At 64.1% G+C, this 24311-nt stretch carries 26 protein-coding genes; 15 read left to right on the forward strand and 11 right to left on the reverse strand.

Features of this window, described 5'->3' with window-relative positions:
* Positions 1–16: 16 nt before the first annotated feature.
* Together LVJ94_03260 and LVJ94_03265 are read right to left on the reverse strand one after the other, a co-directional pair.
* Positions 17–904, reverse strand: a complete 888-nt coding sequence (locus tag LVJ94_03260) for an alpha/beta hydrolase (protein ID WXB06265.1) — start codon at positions 902–904, stop codon at positions 17–19.
* A gap of 115 nt (positions 905–1019) precedes the next feature.
* Positions 1020–1772 carry a chitinase gene (locus tag LVJ94_03265; GenBank protein ID WXB06266.1) on the reverse strand — a complete coding sequence of 251 codons (753 nt, stop codon included), beginning with the start codon at positions 1770–1772 and terminating at the stop codon, positions 1020–1022.
* 189 nt (positions 1773–1961) lie between these two features.
* Here LVJ94_03265 and LVJ94_03270 point away from each other — a divergent pair, with 189 nt between their 5' ends.
* Complete coding sequence (locus LVJ94_03270; GenBank protein WXB06267.1) at positions 1962–2912, forward strand: LysR family transcriptional regulator; 951 nt, start codon at positions 1962–1964, stop codon at positions 2910–2912.
* A gap of 16 nt (positions 2913–2928) precedes the next feature.
* Here LVJ94_03270 and LVJ94_03275 read toward each other — a convergent pair whose 3' ends face one another.
* Positions 2929–3900, reverse strand: a complete 972-nt coding sequence (locus LVJ94_03275) for a S1 family peptidase (GenBank protein WXB06268.1) — start codon at positions 3898–3900, stop codon at positions 2929–2931.
* 150 nt (positions 3901–4050) lie between these two features.
* Here LVJ94_03275 and LVJ94_03280 point away from each other — a divergent pair, with 150 nt between their 5' ends.
* The 3 genes from LVJ94_03280 (at position 4051) to LVJ94_03290 (ending at position 6809) form a co-directional block, all read left to right on the forward strand.
* Positions 4051–5298 carry an FG-GAP repeat protein gene (locus LVJ94_03280; GenBank protein WXB06269.1) on the forward strand — a complete coding sequence of 416 codons (1248 nt, stop codon included), beginning with the start codon at positions 4051–4053 and terminating at the stop codon, positions 5296–5298.
* A gap of 78 nt (positions 5299–5376) precedes the next feature.
* A complete protein-coding gene (ylqF, locus tag LVJ94_03285) occupies positions 5377–6228 on the forward strand; it encodes a ribosome biogenesis GTPase YlqF (GenBank protein WXB06270.1) in 852 nt (283 codons plus the stop codon).
* A gap of 164 nt (positions 6229–6392) precedes the next feature.
* Positions 6393–6809, forward strand: a complete 417-nt coding sequence (locus tag LVJ94_03290) for a nuclear transport factor 2 family protein (protein ID WXB06271.1) — start codon at positions 6393–6395, stop codon at positions 6807–6809.
* A 20-nt stretch (positions 6810–6829) separates the two neighbouring features.
* Here the strand turns inward: LVJ94_03290 and LVJ94_03295 are convergent, their stop codons facing one another.
* Genes LVJ94_03295 through LVJ94_03305 form a run of 3 tightly spaced genes read right to left on the reverse strand, consistent with a single transcriptional unit; the run spans position 6830 to position 10181 of the window.
* Positions 6830–7750 (reverse strand): pirin family protein, encoded by a 921-nt coding sequence (locus LVJ94_03295; protein WXB06272.1) that lies wholly within the window; start codon positions 7748–7750, stop codon positions 6830–6832.
* 60 nt (positions 7751–7810) lie between these two features.
* On the reverse strand, positions 7811–8755 hold the full coding sequence (locus LVJ94_03300; protein ID WXB10676.1) for a LysR family transcriptional regulator: 945 nt from the start codon (positions 8753–8755) through the stop codon (positions 7811–7813).
* 10 nt (positions 8756–8765) lie between these two features.
* Positions 8766–10181 (reverse strand): PLP-dependent aminotransferase family protein, encoded by a 1416-nt coding sequence (locus tag LVJ94_03305; GenBank protein WXB06273.1) that lies wholly within the window; start codon positions 10179–10181, stop codon positions 8766–8768.
* Positions 10182–10262: 81 nt separating this feature from the next.
* Here LVJ94_03305 and LVJ94_03310 point away from each other — a divergent pair, with 81 nt between their 5' ends.
* The 3 genes from LVJ94_03310 to LVJ94_03320 all read left to right on the forward strand — a co-directional run bounded on the left by LVJ94_03310 (position 10263) and on the right by LVJ94_03320 (position 12100).
* Entirely contained in the window at positions 10263–10742 is a 480-nt protein-coding gene (locus LVJ94_03310) for a carboxymuconolactone decarboxylase family protein (protein WXB06274.1), read from the forward strand.
* 30 nt (positions 10743–10772) lie between these two features.
* Entirely contained in the window at positions 10773–11285 is a 513-nt protein-coding gene (locus LVJ94_03315; GenBank protein WXB06275.1) for a DUF1993 domain-containing protein, read from the forward strand.
* A gap of 188 nt (positions 11286–11473) precedes the next feature.
* Positions 11474–12100, forward strand: a complete 627-nt coding sequence (locus LVJ94_03320; GenBank protein ID WXB06276.1) for a hypothetical protein — start codon at positions 11474–11476, stop codon at positions 12098–12100.
* Between the two features lie 45 nt (positions 12101–12145).
* Here the strand turns inward: LVJ94_03320 and LVJ94_03325 are convergent, their stop codons facing one another.
* A complete protein-coding gene (locus LVJ94_03325) occupies positions 12146–13159 on the reverse strand; it encodes a glycoside hydrolase family 6 protein (GenBank protein ID WXB06277.1) in 1014 nt (337 codons plus the stop codon).
* 203 nt (positions 13160–13362) lie between these two features.
* Between LVJ94_03325 and LVJ94_03330 the strand changes: the two genes are divergently transcribed.
* On the forward strand, positions 13363–14586 hold the full coding sequence (locus LVJ94_03330; GenBank protein ID WXB06278.1) for a GPI inositol-deacylase: 1224 nt from the start codon (positions 13363–13365) through the stop codon (positions 14584–14586).
* Here the strand turns inward: LVJ94_03330 and LVJ94_03335 are convergent.
* The 3 genes from LVJ94_03335 to LVJ94_03345 all read right to left on the reverse strand — a co-directional run bounded on the left by LVJ94_03335 (position 14579) and on the right by LVJ94_03345 (position 16594).
* On the reverse strand, positions 14579–15022 hold the full coding sequence (locus tag LVJ94_03335) for a pyridoxamine 5'-phosphate oxidase family protein (protein ID WXB06279.1): 444 nt from the start codon (positions 15020–15022) through the stop codon (positions 14579–14581). The two genes, LVJ94_03330 and LVJ94_03335, sit on opposite strands and share 8 nt — an antisense overlap.
* A 52-nt stretch (positions 15023–15074) precedes the next feature.
* The gene (locus LVJ94_03340; GenBank protein WXB06280.1) at positions 15075–16061 is read right to left on the reverse strand and encodes a Nit6803 family nitriliase; all 987 of its coding nucleotides are present in this window, start codon (positions 16059–16061) and stop codon (positions 15075–15077) included.
* A 92-nt stretch (positions 16062–16153) separates the two neighbouring features.
* Positions 16154–16594 carry a MarR family winged helix-turn-helix transcriptional regulator gene (locus LVJ94_03345; protein WXB06281.1) on the reverse strand — a complete coding sequence of 147 codons (441 nt, stop codon included), beginning with the start codon at positions 16592–16594 and terminating at the stop codon, positions 16154–16156.
* A 403-nt stretch (positions 16595–16997) separates the two neighbouring features.
* On the opposite strand from LVJ94_03345, the gene LVJ94_03350 reads away from it, so the two are divergent.
* From LVJ94_03350 to LVJ94_03365, 4 genes are all read left to right on the forward strand, one after another.
* Positions 16998–17357, forward strand: coding sequence for an RNA-binding protein (locus LVJ94_03350; GenBank protein ID WXB06282.1), 360 nt, complete (start codon positions 16998–17000; stop codon positions 17355–17357).
* Positions 17358–17514: 157 nt separating this feature from the next.
* Positions 17515–17706, forward strand: a complete 192-nt coding sequence (locus LVJ94_03355; GenBank protein ID WXB06283.1) for a hypothetical protein — start codon at positions 17515–17517, stop codon at positions 17704–17706.
* Positions 17703–18044 carry a hypothetical protein gene (locus LVJ94_03360; GenBank protein ID WXB06284.1) on the forward strand — a complete coding sequence of 114 codons (342 nt, stop codon included), beginning with the start codon at positions 17703–17705 and terminating at the stop codon, positions 18042–18044. Before LVJ94_03355 ends, LVJ94_03360 begins: the two co-directional genes overlap by 4 nt.
* A 44-nt stretch (positions 18045–18088) precedes the next feature.
* Complete coding sequence (locus LVJ94_03365; protein WXB06285.1) at positions 18089–18406, forward strand: hypothetical protein; 318 nt, start codon at positions 18089–18091, stop codon at positions 18404–18406.
* On the opposite strand, the gene LVJ94_03370 is transcribed toward LVJ94_03365, so the two are convergent.
* The gene (locus tag LVJ94_03370; protein ID WXB06286.1) at positions 18378–21002 is read right to left on the reverse strand and encodes a protein kinase; all 2625 of its coding nucleotides are present in this window, start codon (positions 21000–21002) and stop codon (positions 18378–18380) included. The two genes, LVJ94_03365 and LVJ94_03370, sit on opposite strands and share 29 nt — an antisense overlap.
* Before the next feature lie 215 nt (positions 21003–21217).
* Between LVJ94_03370 and LVJ94_03375 the strand changes: the two genes are divergently transcribed.
* From LVJ94_03375 to LVJ94_03385, 3 genes are all read left to right on the forward strand, one after another.
* Positions 21218–22111 carry a 2-dehydropantoate 2-reductase gene (locus LVJ94_03375; GenBank protein ID WXB06287.1) on the forward strand — a complete coding sequence of 298 codons (894 nt, stop codon included), beginning with the start codon at positions 21218–21220 and terminating at the stop codon, positions 22109–22111.
* Positions 21994–22920, forward strand: a complete 927-nt coding sequence (locus LVJ94_03380) for a sigma-70 family RNA polymerase sigma factor (GenBank protein ID WXB06288.1) — start codon at positions 21994–21996, stop codon at positions 22918–22920. Before LVJ94_03375 ends, LVJ94_03380 begins: the two co-directional genes overlap by 118 nt.
* A 69-nt stretch (positions 22921–22989) precedes the next feature.
* On the forward strand, positions 22990–24297 hold the full coding sequence (locus LVJ94_03385) for a hypothetical protein (protein ID WXB06289.1): 1308 nt from the start codon (positions 22990–22992) through the stop codon (positions 24295–24297).
* Positions 24298–24311 lie beyond the last annotated feature (14 nt).

Genomic DNA, 24311 nt, shown 5'->3' on the forward strand with positions numbered 1-24311 from the left:
CGTTTGCAAAGAAAGTTCACCGCCCCCGAAACGTGTTCGCTGCGAGGAAGCGATCGAGGTTGGCGAAGAAGACGTCGGGCGCATCGAACATCACGTAGTGCCGGGAGCCATTCACGATCAGCATCTCGTGCTTCGGAATGGGGGCGAGCGCTTCTCGGTACTCGCGTTCGGCCTCGGTGCGAAAGTCGGCGGGGATGTTCTCCGTGGTTCGGAACAGAAGCACCGGCGCGCGGATGCTGGCAACGAGAGGTCGCAGATCGCGGGTTGCCATATCGAAGAACGCTTCGGCATGGGCGGCGCTGGAGGACCGGCCTGCCTTCTCGGCGAGCCAATCGGCGCGCGCGGAATCGTTCATGCACTTGCCGAGCCGCCGGCGCACCATGGTCGGGTATTTCTGCGGATCGGCCGAAAGGATCCGGTCGCGCTCCTCCTCGGCCTCCTGCTCCGGCGCGCCTTTGCCGAACGACGGTGGAGCATCGATGGCTACGACGCCGCCGACGAGATCGGGCTCGGTCATCGCGATCCAATACGCGATGGCCGCACCGAACATGAGCCCCACGAGAATTGGCTTCTTCGCGTGGCGCTCGCGAAGGTAGCGCACGATACCGTCGCGCAGCTTCGGCATGAGCGGCGCGCTCGTGGGCGGATTGCCCGCGAACCCCGCCACTTCGACGACGTGGGCTTCGACGCGCCCGCCGAGGTGCGCGAGGGTGCTGTCCCACATCGCCCCGGGCGCGGTCAGATCCGGGATGAACACTACCATTTGGCCGCTTCCGGACACGGTCGTCGTGAACGCCGGCGGCTCACGCGGAGCGGAAGGAGTGGGAGGCGAGGGCGACGAATGGCTGCACGCCGTCAACGGAGCCGCGAGGAAGAGCATCGCCGCGAAGAGGGATAGTCGCATAGGCATATCGACCATGCGCCTTCGCAAAAGTTCCGCGGCACCGCGAATCGCAGCCATGTGGTCACGCGTTCGCAAGTGCCGCGTTCCATAGGTGGGCCCGACGACCCGTCGCTCCTCAACAACCCAAGTTGCCTCCGGGGGTTGCGCCTAGGATCTGGACGAAATTCGTGTAGGCGTTGATGCGGCTCTGCACTTGGGCAGGGTTGCCGCCGTTGCATTCGATGGATCCGTTGATGCTGCGGATCGTCTCGCCGAAACCGCGATCGTTGACCATGGCGTCGTGCGGGATCATCGTGCCGGCGCCCGACTGCGTGTTCCAGAACCAGAGGGCCGACTTCCAGGACACCGCGGAGTCGTTCTCCACGAGGTACGGATTGTTGAGCAGGTCGATCCCCAGGGCATCGCCGGCGGCTTTGTAATTGAAGTTCCAGCTCAATTGGAGGGGGCCGCGACCATAATAAGCCGCTTGGCCGGCGGGACAACCATAGGGCTGGCTGGCGTCGCAATAGTGCGGGTAGCTCGCCGTATTCTGCTCCACGATGTAGACCAATCCTCCCGTCTCGTGGCTCACGTTGGCCAGGAACGCGGCGGCCTCGCGCTTCTGGATTTCATCGCTGCCGGTATGGGCGAAGGCTGGATAGGCGCTCAATGCGTCGATCATGCCGCTGTAGGTGTAGAAGGCATTCCGGTTCGGGAACATCTGTTGGAATTGGGCCTCGCTCACCACGAAGTCCGCCACAATGCGTGCACTCGAGGTTGCGGCGGGTGGGGGCGTCCGAGCGTCGTCGCTGCATCCCGCGACGGCGCTTGCACATACGCCGGCCAGGGTGAACGTGAGAAGGAAAGACATGATTCGTTGAATGGACATGTGAAAACCTCCCTGAATGGCCTAACCTGACATCGTTTCCACGGGACCACGGCGGCACAGTCAGGACGGAGCACCGGTCACCCGTTTTTCGATGTCGGGGCACAAACGCTAGGTGATGTGCCCCACCCGCACAATGGCTGCTAGATTCACATTACCTTCAACCCTGAGTTAACAATCATTGGGCTCTTCATGTCCCCCATCCAACCAGACGATCTTTCATTTTTCTGTGTGCTCGCCAGCAGTGGAAGCCTGACCGCGGCCGCACGCCAGCTGGGTGTGTCGAAAGCCGCCGTCAGCAAGCACCTGGCGCAGATGGAGGCGCGCGGCGGGGTCGTGCTGGTGAATCGAACCACGCGGAGGATGAATCTGACACCCGAGGGGGAGTTGTATCTCGCCTGCGCGCGCCGGATTCTCGATCAGATGGACGAATTGGCGCAATTGCTGGGGAATGCCCGTACGGCGCCCAAGGGCCTTTTGCGCATCAACGCGACGTTGGGCTTCGGGCGTAGCCACGTGGCCCCCGTTCTATCCCGCTTCGTGCGGGCGTATCCCGCCGTGGAGGTGCAGCTTACGCTGTCCGTCGATCCGCCGTCGTTGAGCGACGACGCGTACGATGTGTGCATCCGTTTTGGCGAGCCTCCGGATGCGCGTGTCGTTGCGCGCCGCATTGCCTTGAACCGGCGCATCCTGTGTGCGGCGCCGTCGTATCTTGCGCAGCATCCGATGCCGCGAAGTCCGCGCGACTTGGCCCGACACCACTGCATCGGCATTCGTCAGGGAAACGATCGATATGGCGTGTGGCCGCTGACCAGCGGAAGCGGCGCGGCGCAGAAGACCGAAACGGTCAGAGTCCGAGGCAACCTCAGTACGAACGACGGCGAAGTCGCGGTGAAATGGGCACTCGACGGCCACGGTATTCTGATGCGCGCGGAGTGGGACATTGCCGATTACCTACGTGAGGGGACCCTCGTTCAGATCCTGCCGGAATATCGCACGCCCGATGCCGATATCTATGCAGTGCATTCGCCTCACCATCGGCTATCGGCACGCGCGCGCCTCTTCGTCGATTTCCTGGCGTCATGCCTCGCGGGCGTACACGCGAATCCGCGTGCCCCGAGACGGCCCTCGAACAAGACGTGAGACGGTATGCCCCGTATTAGAGCGCCCAATCAGGAACGGGGTACGCGCCACGTTGCGCCGCCGCGCGGGCTGCCTCGCGAATGAGGTTCGCATGCGGCTCGAGGAGCAGGCCCTGTCCGGTGCCCTGCCGTCCATCCGGCCCGGTCATCGTCGTGGCGTGGATGGCGACCAGCCCGTAGTGGTGAGCCTTGTCGAAGAGCACCTTGGGGATCAGCCCTGCCCCGGAATCGCCCGACGCCGTCCCCGCCGCGTAGCCGATCGTTCCCGGCACGAGTGTTGCGCTGGGCGGAGAGGCAAAAAGGTCATAGACCGAGCATGGAGTCGTCTCCGTGGGTTTGCACACGAACGGAATGTTTTCGCGTTTTCGGCGTTCGAGGTTTCCCGTGTCGTATTCGATACGCTCGTGCGTCTCCGGGTCGAAGCGGAGGGCAAACCAGCCGCGCCCGACCATCGCGAACCCTTGGCGGAGATCGAGCTCGATGCTGCTTTGTTTCAGATAGACCGACGCCGGTTCGATGTCGACCTTCGTGGCCAGTGTGAGCAGCGCGACGTCGTCGGTGCACGCCTTGGTGCCTTGTGGGGTTCGAATGGATTCGACCCGATGCCACGTCGATCCTGATTGATAGACCGTCGAGCTGGTGGTGATTTGAACCGAGGCGTTGATGGCCGTTCCATTGAACGACCCCGTGCAACGGTCGCTCGTGGGCGGGTTCATCCTCTCCACGCAGTGTCGCGATGTGATCACCAGGTTCGGTGCGACAAGCGTGCCCGAGCATCGCGAGGTATTCGCGGTTCCCGAGACGGGGCACGAGCCGTCGGGGTTCACGTTTCCGGTGCACACTCCGACGGAAAAAAGATGCTCCGAATCGAGCGGAGCGCCAACGAGTTCGTCGTCCGATGCGCCAATCGCTTCGGTTCCATCCTTGGCCGAGCAGCCCGAGGCGAGAGCCACCGTCAAAGCGAGAAGATAGTTTTTCGAAGTTCGCATTCCTTATTTCTACGTACCCATCACCGATTCCTTTGACCGAAGGCGTTCTGGCGCGAATGTACGTGCAATTTGGCGTCATCGGCCCTTAGCGCGACTGAATGAACGAAATACCCTGGGCGTCTCACCTTCATCACGATCCCGGGAGAATCGATGAACACCACACTTGGCTTTCGCAAGATGACATTCGTTCACCGTGCCGCGCTCGGGGGCATCGCCCTCGCAATGGCCGCGTGCAGCGGAGTAGACCGCTCGGAACCTACCGAAGGCCATCGTGCGACGTCGCTCGTCTTGGCCTCGCAGCAAGCCACTCTTTCCGCCAGCGATGCAAGCATGCAGGACCTTTTCGGGCTCCAAGTCGCCATCGATGGCGATACGGCGGCCGTCCTCGGGCAGACGAACAATGGGGGAAGCTCTCCCGATCCCGGGCTGGCCGTGTACGTTTTCACCCGCACGGGCACGGGTTGGGTCGAGCAGCAAAAGCTGACGCCGAGCGAGCGTGTCACCCAAAATGACTTCGGCCAGATCGCTATCGACGGCGACACGATCGCGATGGGCTCGCACCATGGCGTGTACATTTTCGCCCGGTCGGGGAGCACCTGGGGTGAGCAACAAAAGCTGGCACCTCGGGCGGAGGACTCCACGTTCGGTGCTTCGGTCGCCCTCGATGGCGACACCCTCGTCGCGGGAGCACCGACCGAGGACGCCGCGGAATCTCGCGCGGGCGCAGCCTATGTGTTCACCCGATCGGGCACGAGCTGGAGCGAGCAACAAAGAATCGTGGCGGCAGACGGCCAGATTCGTGATCTGTTCGGCTTTGCCGTTGCGGTCGATGGTGATCGCATCGCCGTTGGGGCCGATGCCGCCAGTGAGCGAGGCTTCTACACGGGCGCCGCCTATGTCTTCGCGCGATCGGCCACGGGTTGGACCCAGCAGCAGAAATTGCTGCCCGACGCCGTCACGGGGGGAGATGAATTCGGTGGCAGGCTCGCGTTGAAGGGCGGAACCCTCGTCATCGGTTCCCCGGGCGATGACACCAAGGGAGAAGATACCGGTGCCCTCTACGTTTTCACGGAATCGAATGCGACGTGGGTGGAGCAGACAAAATTGTTCTCCAGCGAAGCCGTGCCGAGTCAGATTCTGGGCGCCAGCGTGGCCATCGACGGCTCGACCATCGTCGCCGGGACGAAGGTCATTACGGAGAATGGTGGAGTGGCCTACACCTTCGAGCGCTCCACCGATGGGCAATGGACCCAACACGAGAAACTCGCGCCGAGCGATCCAGAAAAGGTCTACCTCTTCGGATACTGCGTCGCCGTGAGTGGGAGCACCAAATTGGTCGGCGCGCTCGTTCGCGATCCCAGCGGTCACGGTGCGGCGTACGTCTTCGGGCCGAGCTGACGGGCCTCAAACGGCGAACTCGACGGTAAAATCCACCCGCGGAGGCGAAAGGGCGCGAAGTAGGGTATACGGCTGGCGATGACCATCCAGTGGTACCCGGGCCACATGAACAAGGCCCGCAAGGCCATCGCCGACGCGCTTCCCACGAAGGACGTGGTGCTCGAGGTGCTCGACGCGCGCATGCCCCGAGCGAGCGCGAATCCTGTCCTGGGCGAGCTCTGCGCGCACAAGGCGTGCATCAAGATCCTGAGCAAGAGCGATCTGGCCGATCCCGAGGTCACCAAAGCGTGGATCCGCTACCTGGAAGCGGCGGACGGGAATGGACGCGTGGCCGCCATCGCCCTCACGACCACGCGCCCCGGCGAGATGCGGGCGAAGATTCCCGAGATCTGCAAGCGGCTCGTCCCCCATCGAACCGGACCGGCCAAGAGCGTGCGGGCGATGGTCGTGGGCATCCCCAACGTGGGCAAGTCGACCTTGATCAACACCCTGATGGAGCGCAAGGTCACCAAGGTGGGCGACGAGCCGGCGGTGACCAAGAGCCAACAGCTCGTCACCTTGAAGAGCGGGATGACCCTCTCCGACAATCCCGGGATCCTCTGGCCGCGCAGCGACATCGACAGCGCGGCCACGATGCGCCTCGCCCTCGGCGGCGCCCTCCCCGATACCGTGATGGATTACGAGTACGTCGGGCTCTTCGCCGCGGAGTTCTTTCTCGCGCGGTATCCTCAATTGCTCTGCACGCGTTTCAAGCTCGCCGAATTGCCCGCGTCCCCCCTCGACGCGCTCCAGACCATCGGGCGAAAGCGCGGCTGCATTCGAAGCGGCGGCGTCGTCGATTTGCACAAAGCTGGCGACGTATTGATTCACGAGTTCCGAAACGGCACCTTGGGCAAAATCAGCTTGGAAGCCCCGAGCGATCCTCCCTAGCCGCAGAACGAAGACCGGAGACTCCGACGGATCGCGCCATGGGGGTGGCGTAGGTCCGCCGCCCATCGACGACGGAAACGAGCTCGGCGAATTTTGATGCCGCGCCACGTGTTCCGAATACAGTGCAGTCGCGCCCGCCGTCGGCGCAGGTGGGGGAGAACGTCATGAGTCAGGAGCAGGAAGTTCGAAATGCCCATGATCGCTTTTACGCGGCCTTGAACCGTGTCGTGATGGGCGATCCTTCCGCCATGGAGGAGGTGTGGTGGCACGACGAGCAGGTCACGACCCTGCATCCCCTCGGTGGCTGCTCCACGGGCTGGGCGCAGGTTTGGGTCACCTGGGAGGAGCTCGCGGCGACCATTCCGGAGGGGCGGGTCGAGGTCACCGAGCTCCAAGTCCACGTGCAGGGCCATGTGGCGTACACGATTTGCGTGGAGCACGCGTCCATTTACTTCGCCGGGGGATGGGTCCATTTCGATTCGCGTGCGACGAATGTTTTTCTTCGCAAGAACGGTGTCTGGAAGATGCTTCACCATCACCCCGACAAAGCGCCCGACGTCCAAACCGCGGCTCGATCCTGAGCCGCGGGCCAAAGTCCATATCACTCCGGGACGTCGCCGAATTTCCCGCCGTTGACGTCGAAGATCGCCTGCTGGATCTGCTCGACGGTGTTCATCACGAAGGGGCCATAGGCGACGATCGGTTCGTCGAGGGGCTGGCCGGCGAGCACGATCACGTGCGCCTCTTCCTCGGCGACGAGTTCGAGGCGCGCGCCGTCGTTGGCGAAAAGAACAAGTTCTCCCGTGCTGGCGAAAGCTTCGCCTGCGCGCACACGCCCCTCGGCGACCACGGCGAGCGCGTTGTGATGCGCGGGAAGGGGGACCCGCAGACGCGCGCCGGCGGAAAGCTGGACATCGAGCATCGTGATGGGCGTGAACGTATGCGCCGGACCTCGTGCATCGCCGTACTCCCCCGAAACGACGCGAACCTCGCCACCGCCCTCCACCGACACGGACGGGATTTGCGCCGCCAGGATGGGCTGGTACGCCGGCGCGGCCATCTTGTCCTTCGCGGGGAGGTTCACCCAGAGCTGCATCATGTGCAGCTTGCCGCCACGGCGCGTGAAGCTCTCCTCGTGGTACTCCTCGTGAAATATCCCGGCGCCCGCCGTCATCCATTGCACGTCGCCGGGGCCGATGATGCCGGCATGGCCGGCATTGTCCCGGTGGGCGACGGAGCCTTCCCACGCGAGCGTGACGGTCTCGAAGCCGCGGTGAGGATGCCACCCCACGCCACGCTTGCCGTGTGCGAGCGGCCTGAACTCCTTCGCAGGGCCATAGTCCATGAGGACGAACGGGCTTACGCGCTCCGCGGGGAGTTTTGCACTCGGGAAATACGACGACACATGAAAGCCGTTGCCGACCCAATGAAAGCCGTTGCTGCGAAAGACGCTCTCGACGGAGCGAACGTGGGTCGCGCGATGACGTTTCGAAAATACGGATACGTCGGATTCGGTGGTCATGGCCGTCAATCTGCGGACGGGGTGTCCCTCCGGGAACCGCTGTTCCCGTGACAGGTTCCATCACGTGCCGTGATGGGTCGCGCGGCGAGCCGAGCCAGGCTCCACCACGCCGAGGCATAGCTCCGAGAGGCGCTGCTGCGCCCATCGCGCGACCGGGCCGAGCACGGTTCCCCGCCGCCACACGAGCACGAGCGAGCGACGCATCGTTCCGCCGCCCCAGGCATCGAGCGCGAGCTTCACCAGCCGCCCCGCGCGCAGATCGTCGCGAACGAGGTGCTCGGGCATGTGCCCCCAGCCGAGACCGTTGGCGATCAGCGTGTGCTTCGTGGCTTGGTCGACCACGCGCCAGGTGTGCGGGGCGAACACGCCTTGCGCGTCCGACGCATCGGCCGTGTCGCGATGCTCCCCCAGGACGATTTGCACCGTCCCCTCGAGGCCGGCCACGTCGATGGGGCCCGCTCGTTTCGCGAGAACGTATTCGCGGGCAGCGACGGGGACGAGCTGCACATCGGCAAGGGGGCGGCGCTCGAGATCGCTCAGGTCGGCATCTTCGATGGCGATTCCCCACGCCGATTTGCGCTCACGCACGTGTGCCGTGACCCCCGAGAGGACGTCGGTGAAGAGCACTAGGGAAACGGAGGGATGCTCGGCCGCGAAGTCCTTCGCAAACGGCACCAGCGATGCGGTGGGGAACAACGCATCGACGACGATGGAGAGCGATGTCTCTTCGCCGCGTTTCAGACGCGCCGCCAGCTCCTCGAGCGCGTTCACATCGCCTTCGATCTTCGCCGCCGCGGCCACGATGGCCTCGCCGTGGCGCGTGAGCCGCGGCACCCGCCCCGATCGATCGAATAGGCGCAGCTCGAGCAGCGCCTCGAGCCGGTCGATCGACTGGCTCACCGCCGCTTGCACGCGCCCGAGCTTGCGCGCCGCGGCCGAGAAGCTTCCGGCCTCGGCGACCGCACGCAGCGTACGCAATTGTTCGATGGTGACCCCTTCGAGCATACGTTGCACCCTACCCTCGTTGCGCGAGACGGTCGATGACGCGATAGAGCCGATCGCACGATGCCGCGATGCTTTCGGTGGGCGCCATGGCCGCGCCGAGCAGCAAGCCGGTTCGTTGCGACGGTGAGGCCATATACCACGTGGACAATGCGGTGGGGGCCAGTCCGTAGGCCAACGCTTTCTTCGCGATCAGTTTGTCTCGCGCCCCTGCGGGTAACGGCAACAATACCGCGAGGCCGGCGATCGATGCACCCGGTGCTCGGGTTTCGAGACAATCCTTCAGCGCGTCCTGCTGTTTGGAGTAAACGCGTTTCGTTCGCCGAAGGTGGCGCATATAGTGTCCTTCGCGCAGGAACTCCGCCGTCGCGAGCTGGACCGATGGCCCGGGAGCCGGTGCAAGGCACGCCGCCGCCTCGGCGAACCGTGCGGCAAGGGATGCGGGGGCCACGAGGAAGCCAAGGCGGAGCGTCGGGCTGATGGTTTTGCTGAACGAACCGATGTGAATGACCCGCCCGTGCCGGTCCAGCGAAGCGAGTGCGGGGGCGGCGCGTCCTCTCAATTGCAGTTCGCTCAGATAATCGTCCTCGATGATCCAGGCGCCCGTTTGCGCTGCCCAATCGAGCAGGCGGAGTCGGCGGGCGAGGGATAGCGTGGAGCCGAGCGGCGCCTGCTGCCCTGGCGTCACGACAACGAGCGCGGCATCGGGCGCATGCTGAAGACCGTGATCCACGTCCGCGCCGTGTTCGTCCACGGGAATGGGGGCGAGGGTCAACTTGGCGATTTCGAGCCCTCGCCGGGTCAACGGAAAACCAGGGTCCTCCATCCAGGCCGTCCGCCCCTCGAGCCCGAGCAGGCGCAGCGCGAGGCCGAGTGCGCCGGTGAACCCCGCCGTAATGATGATTTGGGAAGGGGCGCATTCGACACCGCGCGCGATGGCAAGATGGCTGGCCACTTCGCGCCGCAGCTCCCGCTCGCCGCGAGGATCCGGATAGCGCGCCGGTGTGCTGCTTTCGGTCCGGACGGCATGCGCGCGGATACGCGCCATGAGTTTCGCCGGGAAGCAATCCGGTGCCGGAACACCCGACTGGAAGATCGCAGGTGCCGACGAAAAGTCGGGATACAAATCCACGAGCAGCGCAGGATCCGACGGAACATCGCGCCCGACGCCGGCCGCCGGCCGCTTCGCGACATGGGTTCCAGCCGATCGGGATGCGACAATGAGCTGGGCGTCCGTCAGCCTCTCGTACGCCGCGCGAACGGTTCCACGCGCGATGCCGAGTTGAGCCGCGAGATCCCGCCAGGATGGCAAACGGGCTCCCTGCACGAGCACGCCGCTGTCGATCGCCGCCGCGATTCCCTTGTAAATCTGCTGCGCCAGCGGCGTCTTGACCGAGCGATCGAGCTGAAGCGAGAATTGTTTCGCCATGGTCCGTGGTACATCGAAATGATTGATTCTTGGTGCTTTTCTTTGACCCAAGGGGAACCATCTTTGGGTGAGGAAATCACCATGAGCGAACGTATCGATTATATGGAAGTAGCACCGGCCGGGGTGAAGGCGCTGGGCGGTGTGTATGCCTACGTGATGAAGAGCGGCCTTTCGGAGATTCTGGTCGATCTGGTCTATCTTCGGGTCTCGCAGATCAACGGCTGCGCATATTGCATCGACCTGCACTCGCGTGACCTATTGAAAAAGGGCATCCAGGTGGAGAAGCTGGTGCTCGTTCAAGCTTGGCGTGAAGCGGGGAACGTATTCGACGAGCGCGAACGAGCGGCCCTCGCATGGGCCGAGAGCGTGACGCGCGTCGCCGATACCGCCGTTCCCGATACGGACTTTCAAGCTGCGTCCGCGGTATTCAGTCAAAAGGAGCTGGTGGATCTGACCATCGCGATTGGCCTCATGAACACGTACAATCGCATGGCCATCAGTTTCCGGCGCCTACCCGAGGCCGCGCTCGCAGCACGGAAGAGCCCATCGAGCGCGGTTTGATCCGGCCCTCGACTTGGCCGATGATAGCGCATGCCCCTTGAAGCTTACGATCTCACCGTGGCCGTGTTCGTGCGCGGCCTCACCAATTTGAAGGTATGTCTTTCCAAGGCCGAAGCGCATGCTTCGGCGAGCGGCCTCGATCCGCTCGCTCTCATCCATGCGCGGCTCGCCCAAGACATGTACGACCTGGCTACGCAAGTTCACTGGGCGGCCGACGGCGCCAAGATCGCGATCGATCGCCTCGCCGGTGCCGACGGCGCACCGCCCCCGGCCGCCGAGCGAAAAAGTTTTGCAGAGCTGTATGAAGCCATCGACGCCGCCATTGGCTACGTGAGCGCGGTGGACCCGAAGGTCCTCGACGCCGCGCTCACCCGCACGATCGAGATCAACAATCGCGGCAAGACGACGACATTCACCGGAGCACGATTCATCGAGCAGTTCGTCATTCCGAATTTCTTCTTTCACGTCACCGCGGCCTACGCCATTCTCCGCGAGAAGGGCGTCCCCCTCACCAAAGGCGACTTCATGGGCCCGCTGGCGTAATCCCGGATAGGGCGTCGAGGCCTCTCAGGGTGATCGATTCGTTCACACGAAACATATCGGCCGTTTTGTTTGAAACAGAATGTGCGCATCCAACTAGATGGAGTTCGATCTCTCGAAGGCATTTCTCCAAGGCGCAGGCGTAGATCCACCACACGTGCCCCGTGGCGCGTGTCCAAAGGAGAAACTCCATGTTGCCTCGAACGACGTCTGCACGCTCTTCCATCGGATTGCGCCATCTCGTGGTGCCCCTCATGCTCGTCGTCGGAGGGTGCGGCAAATCCGAGCCTCCCAAGCCGGGCCAGGTCGAGTTCGAGGCTGCCAATGGGAAGATCGATACGTTCTCCTCCGACGTGGGCTTCGGTGCGGATGCCGAGGCCGTCGCGCTGGCGAAGAACTTCAGCACCACGCTGAAGAAGCTCGAAACGGAGACGTTCACGGGCGGCAAAGACGAAACACGCGACTCGTTCACCAAGGGCAATTGGCTCACGTACGCGCATGTACGCCCCACGGACATCGTATTTCTCGTTCAAGCTCCGAATCTCGACACCTACAAAAAAGGCGAGGACCGTAAAGCGCTGATCGAAATTGCCTTCGAAGCGGCACAAACGGTGACCGAGCCCCTCCGCGCCACGCGCGACCGAAAGCTGATCGTCGCGATTCGCGGAAAAGTCTTCTACGGGGGCTTCGCCACCGGGCCGGGCAAAGGCCAACCCAAGATCACGCAGGATACCTCCCTCGACGTCGCCTGGATGTATCCCGCGTTCGCGCCCCCCGCCGCTGCCGGCGCGCCATCGAACGCTCCTGCACCGAAATAGATCCTCTCGGGTCCAAACGCGTGCGTGTCTGAAGGCGGCCTTGGGCTATTTTCCGTCGATCAGGTCGATCGCCAAGTCCGCGCTGAACGTGCCCGAGGGTAGGTTCGGTGCGACGCCGCATGGCCCGTCGGAGTCGCCGATCACCTTGATCCACATGAGGGCCTCGGCGCCGCCGCCCCACTGCGAGGACGGGCCAATTTTGCGGTGGGGTGGGTTGCACCATTCGCCGTTGGAGCCGTTGCCATTCCGGCTGGTGTCGATCACGAACTGCCCGCGGTAGCCAAACTTCGCCGCCAGGGATTCGTTGACTTCGTTGCCATACGCGACCGACTCCTCCGTCGTGAAAAAGTTCGACACGTTGATGGCGAAGCCACGCACCTTGCGCACGCCGGCCGCATCGAGGCGCTCGGCCATGACATCGGGTTTGATCCATTTGGCGGTACCCGAGTCGATGTAGACCCGCGCGTTGGGCGCTTCGTGGTGGAATTGCTCGGTGGCGTAGCGCAACAAGTCGAGGCGCATCTCTCGATCGCAGTCTTCGAGGTGGGGCAAAGCATCCGGCTCGAGCACCACCATGGCCCTTTGGTTGCCGATCGCCCTGGCCAGGCTCGAAATCCAAGTACGGTAGGCCCCCGCGTTGGCCGCGCCGCCGGCCGATGCACCGCCGCAGTCACGGTTGACCATGTTGTAGATCACGAGAAGGGGCCATTTCTTGGCCGCGGTGGCGGCTGCGACGTATTCGGACGTGTCCTTGGAAATGTTCTTGTTCCAATCACCGAACCAGTGCGCGATCGTTTTGCTGGCGAGCTGCGACTGAATTTTCTGCGCACGCGGATCGTTCGGATTCTTTTTTACCCAATTGGCGGGCTTGGATGCAGGATCCACATAGAAAACTTCGGTGACGTCACCGGGAGGCGCCCCGGTCCCACCACCGTTGGGCGTCGTGTCGCCTCCCTCGCCGGGGTCCCCGGCATCGGGCGGCGCCGTATTTTGGCCTGGATCGCGCCGTTCGGTTTCGTTGGTGCTGCAAGCTGCGATCGAAAGAAGCGATACGGTCATCGCCACGACTCGTCCAAGCATCTATTTGGCATAGCAGCTTTTTTCGAACGACGGTTGCATGCGGTACTTCGAAAAGGACTTTCACGTGGCGCGCGCCATTGTCGATCATCCGGGTTTCGTAGGGTATGCCGCAAGAGCAAGCACAAGCGCGCGCCATCGAAGCGTTTCGGGCGCGCCAGACGATCTCGGGTACACTGGTTTCCATGGCGAGCAAGAAGACGCGCAACGACGGCGACGATCTGCGTGGGGCCAGCCGGCTCGCGGTCGAGGCGACGAAAAGCGTGACCGATTTGGTCGAGGCCATGCACCATGCGATCGGCGGCGGGCCCGACATTCTTGGCCGGCCACTCGCCGTGCCCGTGCGTTTGATCACGGCGCCCGTTTACGGAAGCATCCGCGCCATCACCAAGTTGGTCGGTGTCACCCTGGACGTGGCCCTCGAGCAGCTTCAGCCGCTGCTCGGGGAGCGCACGCCGGGTCCCGAGCGGGAGGCCGTCATCGCAGCCCTCAACGGTGTGCTGGGCGACTACCTGGCCAAAACGGGTAACCCCCTCGCCATCGAGATGCGATTGCACCACGACGGGCATCCGCTGACCCTCGACGAAGAATCGCTCCGCGAAGCCTTTTCCTCGCCCGTGGGGAGGAAGCTCGTCGTCCTCGTTCATGGATCGAGCATGAACGACCTTCAATGGCTTCGGCAGGGGCACGATCATGGCGCCGCCCTCGCGCGCGATCTCGGGTACACGCCCGTCTATCTGCACTACAACAGCGGATTGCATATCTCGGCCAACGGTCGTTCGTTGGCCGATTTGCTCGAGCGCGCCGTTTCGGCCTGGCCTGCGCCCGTCGACGAGTTGGTCCTCTTGGGCCACAGCATGGGCGGATTGGTGTCACGGAGCGCCTGTTACTACGGTGAAGCCGCAAACCATGTTTGGCGCTCCAAGTTGCGCAAGTTGGTTTGCCTCGGATCGCCGCACCACGGCGCGCCGCTCGAACGCGGTGGCAATTGGGTGGACGTTCTGCTCGGCATTAGCCGGTACAGCGAAGCGCTCACGCGCCTCGGGCGGATCCGCAGTTGCGGTGTCACCGATTTGCGATTTGGCAACGTGCTCGACGAACACTGGGAAGGGGCCGACCGTTTTGCATTCGGGAAAGACACCCGCACCCCGCTCCCTTTGCCCGAGGGCGTCGCATGTTACGCCGTCGCCGCAACCACCGCGCTCGATACGGCAGCGAGCAAGCTCCCGGGCGATGGCCTCGTTCCCGTCGACAGCGCGCTCGGACGGCACGTCAAGCCGGAGCTGACCCTCGCGTTCCCCGAGGCGCACCGATCGATCGCGTACGGCACCGGTCACCTCGACCTACTCGACCGCGCCGAGGTTTACCGGACGATCGCCTCATGGCTGGCGTCCGACCTGTCTACTTGAAGTACGACTGGTCTCGCGCGACGACCGTCTCCGGAACGAATCGGATCATTCGATCGAGCGGCTCGATGACCGTCTCCCGAAACGTCGCGTTCCACGCACTCTCGTCGTCACCGAGGTAGCGGCGAAGCAGCCGGTCGCGCCGCGCCCGATCCATCGGCAGCACCGTAGCCACACCGCGCATGCCCAGGTGAAGGAGAACTCCCCGCGCGAGATCGAAGTGCACCACCCCAATCGCGCATCTCGGCTCGGCGAGCAATCGCTGCGGGAAGCTATCGTTCGACGTGCCGATCAGCCAAATGGCTCCCTCCTCCCAGAGGAACCATACCGGGGAATCGCGGGGACCCTGCGGGGAGGTCGTGGCGAGATGCGCCATGAGCGGTCGAGCGAGGAACGCATCCACGTCGAAGTCCACATCCTCCGAACGCACCGTGGTCACGCCACCCATCTTCCGAGCGTATCCCACAGTCGTTGGCGAGGGCAATCGATGGTCAATGATCGGAAAGGGCGCCCAACGAGACCTCCTCGACCGAAGCGGTCGTAGACGGTACGCGACGCTCGTGAACATGGGCTACGGGGGTGCGATCGATCAACAGGCTGAGTAGTTCCGGGCGGCTGTAGTGGCCACGTGAATCCATCATTCGTTTGCGCTTGTCGATCATCGAGAAATCGAGATCGGCAATCACCTCACCTTCGCCGGTGCGCAGGGGCTCGCCCATCAATTGGCCCTCGGGCGAGACGATGGCGGTGAAGCAGCCACTGGAGATCGGGCCGATGGGGCAGCCGGTATCCTTCATGATTCGAGCCTGCTGATCGGCATCCAGCCACGCGGTGGCGTTGACCACGAAGCAACCTGCTTCCAGGGCGTGCTGGCGGATGTTGACCTGGATTTGCTCGGAGAAAAGATCCCCCGCGAATGAACCTGGGTACATCGCCGAATGTATCTGCTCGCCATCGGCCATCAAGGCGTAACGGGCCAGCGGGTTGTAATGCTCCCAGCAGGCCAATTGGCCAATACGCCCGACCGCGCTGTCGACGGCTCGCAGGCCGGAACCGTCACCCTGGCCCCAGATCATGCGCTCATGGTAGGTCGGGGAAATCTTACGGCGACGCTGAATCAAGGAGCCGTCGGCATCGAACAGCAACTGGGTGTTGTAAATGGTGCCGCCATCGCGCTCGTTGACGCCGATGGATACCACCATCCCCGCTTGCTTGCAGGCATCGCCGATGGCGTGGGTGGTGGCCGATGGTACGGTGACGGATTGTTCGAGCAGCCGCAGATGTTCGGCGGCCATTCCGTAGGGCGGCTGGACGAAAGAGAAATAAGGGTAGTACGGCACCACGGTCTCCGGGAACGTCGCGAACTGCACGCCCTGGCGGCCAAGTTCGATGATCTTTCGAACCACTTTGTCGGTCGTGCCTTCGCGGCTGTAGAGCACGGGGCTGATTTGCACCGCGGCGGCTTTGACGATGGTCATCGTGAATATCCTCTTTATGGTTGATTGAAATTCGGTATTCAGCCAGAGGCTGACGTGGTGCATGTTGTATATGCAACATTTGCGACAAAACTTCAGGGGCCCTGTTGGGGTAGCTCGTTCGCGATGTCCATCACGGCGTTCACCCCGGCCTCGCCGAGGAGCCGTTTGGCCTGCGCTTGCGCCGCCCGCCACGCCGGTGTCGCGCGATGCAGCAGCTCCCTACCCGCGGATGTCAGCACAATGGGCCTGCTTCGTCCGCCGGCCTCCTGTTGAATCTCCTCGACCCAACCCTCGGAAAGCATCAGTTGAAGGTTTCGTGTCAACGTCGAGCGCTCCTGATGGTTGCGGCGCCCGATTTCTGCGCGGCTCACGGGCCCCAATCGGGAGATGAGCACGAGCAAGGTGAACTGCGGCGAATTGATTCCGAAGGGCCGCATCTCGTGGTCGTACATGCCGGTGAGAACGCGCGCGATTCGGCGTGTGCGCGTGAGCAGGCAATTGCGCGTTATCTCTTTGATTGCGTCTTCGCCCATCCCGGAACCCTCGCAAAAGAACATGTTGCATATGCAACATGCTGTCAACCCCGCGCCGTCGATGCGGTCGGTTTCGAGGAATGACATCGCATGTCCCGCGTCGGGGCCGCTCGCCGCGGGCGCCATTCGTCGACCGTAAATCGTACGAACGGTGTGCTCCAAGCCGTAAGGTCGGGTGCTGGAGCACCCCTAGCGGAAGGGCGAAAAGCCCTCGATTCTTGCGGGTACCACTCAGAATTCGCCACCCCGGGGTGGGGGATCTGCTTGTGTTCCCTTGCATTTTGGGCCGCGAGGCCGCACTGTGCTCGGGCCTCGCGTTTTGGCGAGCGTCCGCGTACGACCACGCTCTCTCGATTCTCGAGATCGCGCTTATCGTTGCGAATTCGAATCGAGAAGAAAAATCATGGGTAATCGTCTTTACGTTGGGAACCTTTCGTTCCAGGCCTCGCAGGAATCCGTCCGCGCTGCGTTCTCATCCTTTGGTGAGGTTGTCGAAGTCCACGTGGTCTCCGATCGCGAGACCGGCCAGTCCCGCGGCTTTGCCTTCGTGACCATGGGCTCGTCCCAGGCAGCCAGCAGCGCCATTGCCGAGATGAACGGCGCGCTGCTCGACGGCCGCCCCTTGAAGGTGAACGAAGCGCAGGAGCGCACCGGTGGCGGTGGCGGCGGCTTCGGTGGTGGCGGTGGCGGCGGCGGTCGTCGCGGTGGTGGCGGCGGCGGCTTTGGCGGCGGCGGTCGTGGCGGTGGCGGAAACCGCTGGTAGTCGTTTCCTGAGGTAACGGCCTCCTGTTCAAGAGGGGGCGTGCACGAGAGAGGGGGGGCCTCTTTTGGCCCCGCTCTCGCGGTGTTCTCGTTTTCATTGGCTTTAACTTGCCTTCAATGCGCATCAGCGAGCCGCTGCGGCTCGGAACGGGAGCACCATGGCTTCGAACACCACCTTTCAGAAGCGGCAAAAAGAGCGCGCTCGGCTCGATAAGCAGCGCGCCAAGGACGAAAAGAAGAAGCAGCGCCGCGACGAGCGTCCAGATCGCACGACGACCGAAGCGGGCGTCGATCCGGATATCGCCCATATCATTCCCGGGCCCCAACCCATCTTGGAGGAGGTCACGTGATGAAGGATAAAGAGGCTGCGAGCCGGCGTGCGCTCCGCATCACCGACCAATTTCGCAAAGATGATGGGATGTACTACGATTTTCGTTGCGACGACGATCGCCTGACGATCACCATCACGCCCCGCGCTACGCAAGACGACGCGGGGGAGTGGCGAGTCCAGGCTTGGGCCGGGCGCGCTTCGGAAACGAATTCGCTCCTGACCGAATGGGGCACGACCCGCGCGGACGCGCTTCGCGCCGTTGGCGATTCGTGGGCATCGCGTCGCCTCGAGCTCGGACTCCCCACGTTCGATTGGGAGGCGATTGCCAAAGCTCTCGGGACGGTGCGCGCCTTATGAAGGACACGCGCATTGGCGACTTTCGTAAGCTACTCAATTCATTGATGGACTCATTGGTTGCCACGGCTCGAATCAGCCGATGGGAAGGACCCGAGACGGTCCCCGCGCCTCTTCGAGAGAGCGCGTCCAAGCTCGTGCATCACTTCGATTCGGCCAAACGCCTTGCAGGTGGGATTCACGCGGGGCCTCAGCCCGTGCTCGCCCCCCTCGCGGCCATGAGCGGTGCCGTCGGGCGCCTCGATGCCGCGCATTTGGAATACTGCCGTCGCCTCGACGAAGCGCCCGCGCAGCAGCGCGAGGCCGCGATGGATCTCGATTACGAGATCGACGCCGTCAAAGGCGAGGCCCATCGCTGGTCTTGACGCAGCCGAGCGCGTCGCTGTGTGCGCGCGCTTCGTCGGCGGTCTTCGAACGCGGCTTGGCGTTGCCCCAGCGCTGGAGCACCACGCCGTAGGCTTCGCACGCGCCGGCCTTGTCGCCGGCGCGCTCCTTGGCCAAACCGAGCCAAAGCTTTCCTTGCGTGTACACGAAGGGGCGACCCAAATCGCGGCACCGGCGTGTGGACGCTTCCAGCAACTCGACGGCGACATTCGGCTGTCCGGCCATCAGCGCGATTCGTCCTTCGAACGTTTGCGCGGGGGAAACCCCGTAGACCGGACCTAAGCTGTAGAGCCGACCGCTCTCGGTTGGGCGATTTCCCCAGTTTTGCACCGCCTCGGCCGGTGTATCGCTGGTGGGACTCCATCGGTACGCCCAGGATTCGCGTGGCCGCATGATGGATTTGGTGCGCTCCTCCCAGGCTTGCGCCTTGGCGCTCCATTCGGCGGCATCGAGTCGCCGTTGGCGCAAGAGCAGGCCGAGCATCATCGGCTCGAGACCAAAGGCATTGTCCTGGCTCTCCTGCGCCATATCCCCATCGGATCCCATCCAGATCTCGCGCCGGACGATGTAGCGCTCGGCGATGGCCATGGCCTCCTTCGTTTGTCCGGTCTCCATGGCAAGCTCGAAGGAAAAATCGGCAACGCGTTGATGCGCGGCGAGCGATGAATACGTTTCGGCGGTTTTCGCCAGCTCGATGGCCAGCGCGTGGGCCCGCTCGAAATCACCGCGCAACGCCGCCAGTCGTGCCAAATCGTGGAGACGCACGATCGGCCGAAGCTCCGAGGAGAGCAGCTCCCAGCGATGTTGGAGCGCCTCTTCGATCTCGAGCCGGGGAGCTCCCGCGCTCGCGAGTACGTGGCCGAGCTGGTTGTAGCCACGCGCACTGTCCGGCACGCGCGTGAGCATTTTCCGCAGCTCGGTGGCCGCCTCTTGGCATTTGCCGCTGTCCGTCAAAATGGTGCTCGCGTCGTTCAAACAATCCGCCGCGGTCGGCGAAACGTCGACGCATCGATGGAGCGACGCGATGGCCTCGTCGTAGCGTCGCAAGCGCCAAAGAGTTTGCCCTTGGAGCTGCCAGGCATCGGCGCTTTCAGGATCGACGGCCAGGGCGCGCTGCGCGTATTCGAGCGCGCGCATGGGCCATTCGGTGTCTTTCTGGTAATTGATTTGATTGATTCCCGCGAGGGTCAAAAGCTCTGCATCGAGCGGGAATCGTTTGGCCCCTTCCTCGAGCGCGCGCGTTTTGGCCATCCGGTCCGGCGGTGCCGGAATGACGACGTGTGAAGTCGCATCGAGCAAAATGCGATCGCGCTCGCTCAGCCCCTCGCGCAGGCTCAGCGCCTGGCGGAAGTGTTCCCGTTGTTTGACGATCGAATAGTGAACTTCACCAGCCATGGCGAGCCGCAGCTGCGCTTCCGGGCAAACGGGATCGGCGCTCGCCGCTTTTTCGAACGCCACGTGCGCGGCCTCCCAATTGGCCGCATGCAAGGCGACGAGCCCTTGGCGGTACGATGACTTTGCCTCGTCGTTGCACGCGACGGGCATGGGAAGATCGAGCAGCGTGGTGCCTACGGGCGCCGCCGCCGCACTGGGAAGGGGGCGCCGGCGGGCGGAGTGCCATACGGCGAAGCTTGCTGCCGATACGACGAGCAGCGCGAGCGCCCATGCGGCCGCACGGCGTCCGCGCGGACGTGCGTCTTTCCGCAGTGGAGCGTCCAGCGACACTTGCCCGACGGCGACGCGAGGCGAGACCGGTCGCGTCGAATCGGGAGACTCGTCGAGCGTGACGAGGAGCTCGTCCATCGATGCGAAGCGGTCCTCGCGTTCGTGCGCGAGCGCCCGCCGAAGGACCTCGGCGACGCGGGGGGGAATAGGGTGGCCGGGCGCCTTTGCCCCATCACGGAGCGTGGTGCCGTCGGACCATGGGAGCTCACCGCAGAACAACTCGTACGCGGTGACGGCCCACGCATATTGATCCGCGCGGCCATCGAGCACGGCCACGCCGCCCATTTGTTCCGGCGCGGCGTACCCTGGCGTGTCCATGGCGGTCGCGTCGTGCACCGGTTCGCCTTCGCGGGGCGTGGCGATTCCGAGCAATCGGGTGTTGCCTTCGGGGGTAATGACGACGTTGTCGGGATTGACCTCTCGATGCACGAGCCCTTCGTCGTGGAGCGCCGCCAGCACGTGCGCGAGCTCCGTCATCCAACGAAGCTGGTCGGAGAACGCGACCTCGGCCGTCGCCCCGATGTACTCTCGGAGCAGCTGTCCCTCGATGAATTCCACCGCGATGAACGCCACGCCATCGTGCTCACCGCTATCGTGAACCGCGGCGAGCCCCGGATGGGAAAACGCAGCGGCGGCCCGCGCCGCACTTAGGATGCGCGCGAACTCGGGCGACATCGCGCTGCCGATGCGATCGCGGCGCAACACCTTGAGGGCCACCGTGCGAAGCAACGTCGTATCGAAGGCGCGGAAGATCGCCCAGATGCCTCGCGCACCGAGGTACGTCTCGATGCGGTATCGCTCGGCAAAGGTGGTGCCCGGCTGAAGCTCTTGACCTGAAGAAGGATGGCCCATCGTGCGCGGGTCCAATCGAAATGTGCTCCTTGGACCAATTGTGGCATGACGACCATGCCCCCGTACACAGTGGCCGACGGGCGGAGTGCACGGCTCAGCGGATTCTCCCGTCGGACGCGCATCAGGCTTTACAAGGGAACGCATCCGCGGAAGCATCGCGGATGACGGACCTTCACCGTGAAGCGGTCCGACCCGGGCAAAAGGACATCGTCTGCATGACCAGCAGAATCGTGGTGATTGGCCCGGGCGCGATCGGTCTGTGCGTGGGCGCGGCGCTGATGGCGGGCGGTCACGAGGTGACCTTCTTCGCGCGCCAGCCATTTTCGACCCTCGCCGTCGGGCGCAAGGGGCAGGTGGCGCAGGTCGTGGCGGCACGCGTGGTGACGGCACTGGATCAACTTCGGGCCAGCGATTGGGTATTTTCGTGCGTCAAGGCACACCAGGTTGCCTCGGTGGCCGAGGCATTGCGTGCCGCCATAGGCCCTCGAACGCAATTGGCCATCTTGCAGAATGGCGTCGAGCATCTCGAGAATGTCAGCCCCTTCGTGCCGGCGAATACGGTTTGCGTGCCCGTCATGGTCGATATGCCCGCGACGCGCCAGCGGCCCGGAATCGCCGAATGGGGGCCCCACGCGCGCGCCAGCGTCCCCGCAGGTCCGGCCGGTGAGGCATTTTGCGCGTTGCTGGCGGGGTCGTTCCTCGCGTCGAACATCCGCGATGACTGGCGCAGCCAGGCCTGGCGGAAGCTCTGCGTCAATGCGCCGGCCGGCGCCATTCTGGCTCTGACCGGGCAGCCGATGGGGGTGTTTCACCGGCCGGGCATCGCCGATCTTGCACGGGCGATCCTGGCCGAATGCATCGCCGTCGGACGCGCCGAAGGTGCAGTGCTCGAGGATGGGATCCTCGCCACCCAGATGCACGACTTCATGACGGCGGACCCCGAAGCGGGCAACTCGATGTACGAGGATTGGCGCGCCGGGCGCGAAACCGAATGGAACGCGCGAAACGGCGTCATTCTGCGCAAAGGCGCAGCACACGGCGTAGCGACCCCCGTCAGCGCGATCGTGGTGCCGCTGTTGGCGGCTCAGCATACGGGAGCCCCGCGCTGACAGCACCCGTGGAAACGACGTGGCAAGGAGAGGTCGCGCGCGCTCGGGCGGCGCTCGCGGAGGTGGATACGCACGATCCCGAGTTTCTCGCGCACGTGGAGAGCTGCCGCCTGCGCGGCGGAAAGCCGGAACACGCGGGCGACCTGGTGCTTGCGTGGGGCGCGTTGAAGGGGATCCCGGCGGCACTGCGTCGCTTCGAGGAGCACGTTCGAGCCGACGTCGATGCGGCCGCGCGCAGGATCGATCGCGCGCCGGAATTCGGCGACGAGGTTCGTCAGGGGCTTCGCGTGCGCCTCTTGGTGCCGGCGCCGGGAGAACGCGCGCGCATGGGCGAGTATGCGGCCCGCGGTCCGCTCCGTGCGTGGGTCGGGGTTGCCGCCTTGCGGGTGGCGCTCAACTTGAAGAGAGCGTCGGCGCCCGCCGCCGAAGACGTGCTCGCCGAGATGACCGCGGGCGAACCCGATGCGGAGCTGCGGCATCTGCGCAAGACGTACAGCAAGGAATTTCGTGAAGCGCTCGAGGGCGCGCTTGGCGCGCTCGCACCCCGAGAGCGTGCGTTGCTGCGTCTTTGTTTCGTCGAAGGCCTCACGCTGGTTCGAATCGCAGACCTCTACGGAGTTCACGAGTCGACGGCCTCGCGTTGGGTACGAAAGGCGACCGACACCGTGGCCGACGATGCGCGGCAACGATTGGTGGCACGCCTATCCGTGTCGCCCGGGAGCGTGGAGAGCATCGCGCGGCTGGTGGGGAGCCAATTGGAGCTCAGCGTGGCTCGCCTTCTCACTGCGACGAATCGCCCCGATTCGTGAGGTGAGTCGATTTTTCATTTTTCTTTGCAAGGTTTCGCGCAGGGTGTGTCGGCTACATAGGAGGTTCTCATGTCCCGAGGGATCTTTTGGATAGCTTTGTCCGTGTGCGCGCTGTGGGGCTGCACCGAAGCGCCTTCGCCGGTGGAGTCGGCGGAACAATCGCTGGCCATCGGTGAGGTGAACGCGGGGGAGTTCACGCGCAATCACATCACAGGTGACGTGTACCACTATGGCTTTTCCGTTCGTGTGGGGGACGCGCCCAACGCGAAATTGTGGCTCCATCGCGTCGTGCGCGAGGCCGGCCCGTGGCGTCCGCGTCCATCGGCCCATGCCGTGATGTTGATGCATGGGGATTTCGCCACGTTCACGACGAACTTCGCCCCCGCGCTCGGGGTGCCTCCATCGCCGAACACGGGATTGGCCACGTACCTCGCGGAGCATGGGATCGACGTGTGGGGGCTCGATCGGCGTTGGGCGCGCATTCCCGCCGAGGAGACCCGCCTGCAGGACCTGAAGGACATGGGCGTCGCGCAGGAGCTCGACGACGTGGGGCGTGCACTCGCGGTGGTGCGGGCCGTACGTGCGGCCACCGGCAGCGGGGCCGGGCGAATCGCGTTGGGCGGCTTTTCCCGTGGCGGGCAATTGACGTACGCGTATGCCTCGCTGGAGGCGGCGCGACCCGAGTGGGAGCGTCATGTGAAAGGGATCGTGTCGCTCGACGAGTATGCGGAGATTGCGCCGGAGGACGAGCCGCTGCGCAAGAATGCGTGCATCAGCCGCGATTACGAGCAACAGGCGCTCGCGGACGGGGTCTTCGACTCGACGAACGAGTTCATCATCGCCGTGGGAACTTTGGCGATGACCGCGCCCAACGATCGCTCGCCCTATTTTCCGAACCGATTCGTCACCAACGAGCAAGCCTTCTTGGACTTCTCGGCCAAAACGTATCTGCTCTACCAGGCAACGCCCGTTTACCATCTCTTGGCCGGCGTCATCGAGAACGACCATGTGACGGGCCTGCGCGAAACGCTCGAGGATACGGCGAAGCGATGGTACGCGGGCGCGCCGCTGCACCAATCGATGCGCGAGGCGGCGGAAGCCGACGGGCTTTGGTGCAACGAAGGGCCGCTTGCCGTGGACGCGCCGCTGTCGCGCATCCGCGTCCCACTGCTCTATCTCGGGGCCGCCGGCGGAATTGGCGATCATGGGCTCTACACGACGACCCGCGTGAGTTCGACGGACGTGACCACGCGCGTGGTGCGAAGGCTGCCGGTGGAGAGGGAAGCCGAGGACTTCGGTCATTCCGACATGCTCTTCGGCAACGATGCGGCCAGCTTGGTCTGGCAACCGCTCGTCGCGTGGCTCCGCTCGCACTGACCCGCTCGATGGTA

The organism is Sorangiineae bacterium MSr11367 (assembly GCA_037157805.1).
Classification (GTDB): Bacteria; Myxococcota_A; Polyangia; order Polyangiales; family Polyangiaceae; genus Pendulispora; species Pendulispora rubella.

Bases quoted from the DNA above. Each gene is read 5' to 3' on its own strand.
- LVJ94_03275 (WXB06268.1), bottom strand. From the start codon at position 3,900: ATGCGAACTTCGAAAAACTATCTTCTCGCTTTGACGGTGGCTCTCGCC.
- LVJ94_03355 (WXB06283.1), top strand. From the start codon at position 17,515: ATGGCTTCGAACACCACCTTTCAGAAGCGGCAAAAAGAGCGCGCTCGG.
- LVJ94_03365 (WXB06285.1), top strand. From the start codon at position 18,089: ATGGACTCATTGGTTGCCACGGCTCGAATCAGCCGATGGGAAGGACCC.
- LVJ94_03260 (WXB06265.1), bottom strand. From the start codon at position 904: ATGCGACTATCCCTCTTCGCGGCGATGCTCTTCCTCGCGGCTCCGTTG.
- LVJ94_03305 (WXB06273.1), bottom strand. From the start codon at position 10,181: ATGGCGAAACAATTCTCGCTTCAGCTCGATCGCTCGGTCAAGACGCCG.
- LVJ94_03300 (WXB10676.1), bottom strand. From the start codon at position 8,755: ATGCTCGAAGGGGTCACCATCGAACAATTGCGTACGCTGCGTGCGGTC.
- LVJ94_03295 (WXB06272.1), bottom strand. From the start codon at position 7,750: ATGACCACCGAATCCGACGTATCCGTATTTTCGAAACGTCATCGCGCG.
- LVJ94_03265 (WXB06266.1), bottom strand. From the start codon at position 1,772: ATGTCCATTCAACGAATCATGTCTTTCCTTCTCACGTTCACCCTGGCC.
- LVJ94_03270 (WXB06267.1), top strand. From the start codon at position 1,962: ATGTCCCCCATCCAACCAGACGATCTTTCATTTTTCTGTGTGCTCGCC.
- LVJ94_03310 (WXB06274.1), top strand. From the start codon at position 10,263: ATGAGCGAACGTATCGATTATATGGAAGTAGCACCGGCCGGGGTGAAG.
- LVJ94_03370 (WXB06286.1), bottom strand. From the start codon at position 21,002: ATGGGCCATCCTTCTTCAGGTCAAGAGCTTCAGCCGGGCACCACCTTT.
- LVJ94_03375 (WXB06287.1), top strand. From the start codon at position 21,218: ATGACCAGCAGAATCGTGGTGATTGGCCCGGGCGCGATCGGTCTGTGC.
- LVJ94_03315 (WXB06275.1), top strand. From the start codon at position 10,773: ATGCCCCTTGAAGCTTACGATCTCACCGTGGCCGTGTTCGTGCGCGGC.
- LVJ94_03380 (WXB06288.1), top strand. From the start codon at position 21,994: ATGGAACGCGCGAAACGGCGTCATTCTGCGCAAAGGCGCAGCACACGG.
- LVJ94_03325 (WXB06277.1), bottom strand. From the start codon at position 13,159: ATGACCGTATCGCTTCTTTCGATCGCAGCTTGCAGCACCAACGAAACC.
- LVJ94_03290 (WXB06271.1), top strand. From the start codon at position 6,393: ATGAGTCAGGAGCAGGAAGTTCGAAATGCCCATGATCGCTTTTACGCG.
- LVJ94_03320 (WXB06276.1), top strand. From the start codon at position 11,474: ATGTTGCCTCGAACGACGTCTGCACGCTCTTCCATCGGATTGCGCCAT.
- ylqF (WXB06270.1), top strand. From the start codon at position 5,377: ATGACCATCCAGTGGTACCCGGGCCACATGAACAAGGCCCGCAAGGCC.
- LVJ94_03280 (WXB06269.1), top strand. From the start codon at position 4,051: ATGAACACCACACTTGGCTTTCGCAAGATGACATTCGTTCACCGTGCC.
- LVJ94_03330 (WXB06278.1), top strand. From the start codon at position 13,363: ATGGCGAGCAAGAAGACGCGCAACGACGGCGACGATCTGCGTGGGGCC.
- LVJ94_03385 (WXB06289.1), top strand. From the start codon at position 22,990: ATGTCCCGAGGGATCTTTTGGATAGCTTTGTCCGTGTGCGCGCTGTGG.
- LVJ94_03340 (WXB06280.1), bottom strand. From the start codon at position 16,061: ATGACCATCGTCAAAGCCGCCGCGGTGCAAATCAGCCCCGTGCTCTAC.
- LVJ94_03345 (WXB06281.1), bottom strand. From the start codon at position 16,594: ATGGGCGAAGACGCAATCAAAGAGATAACGCGCAATTGCCTGCTCACG.
- LVJ94_03350 (WXB06282.1), top strand. From the start codon at position 16,998: ATGGGTAATCGTCTTTACGTTGGGAACCTTTCGTTCCAGGCCTCGCAG.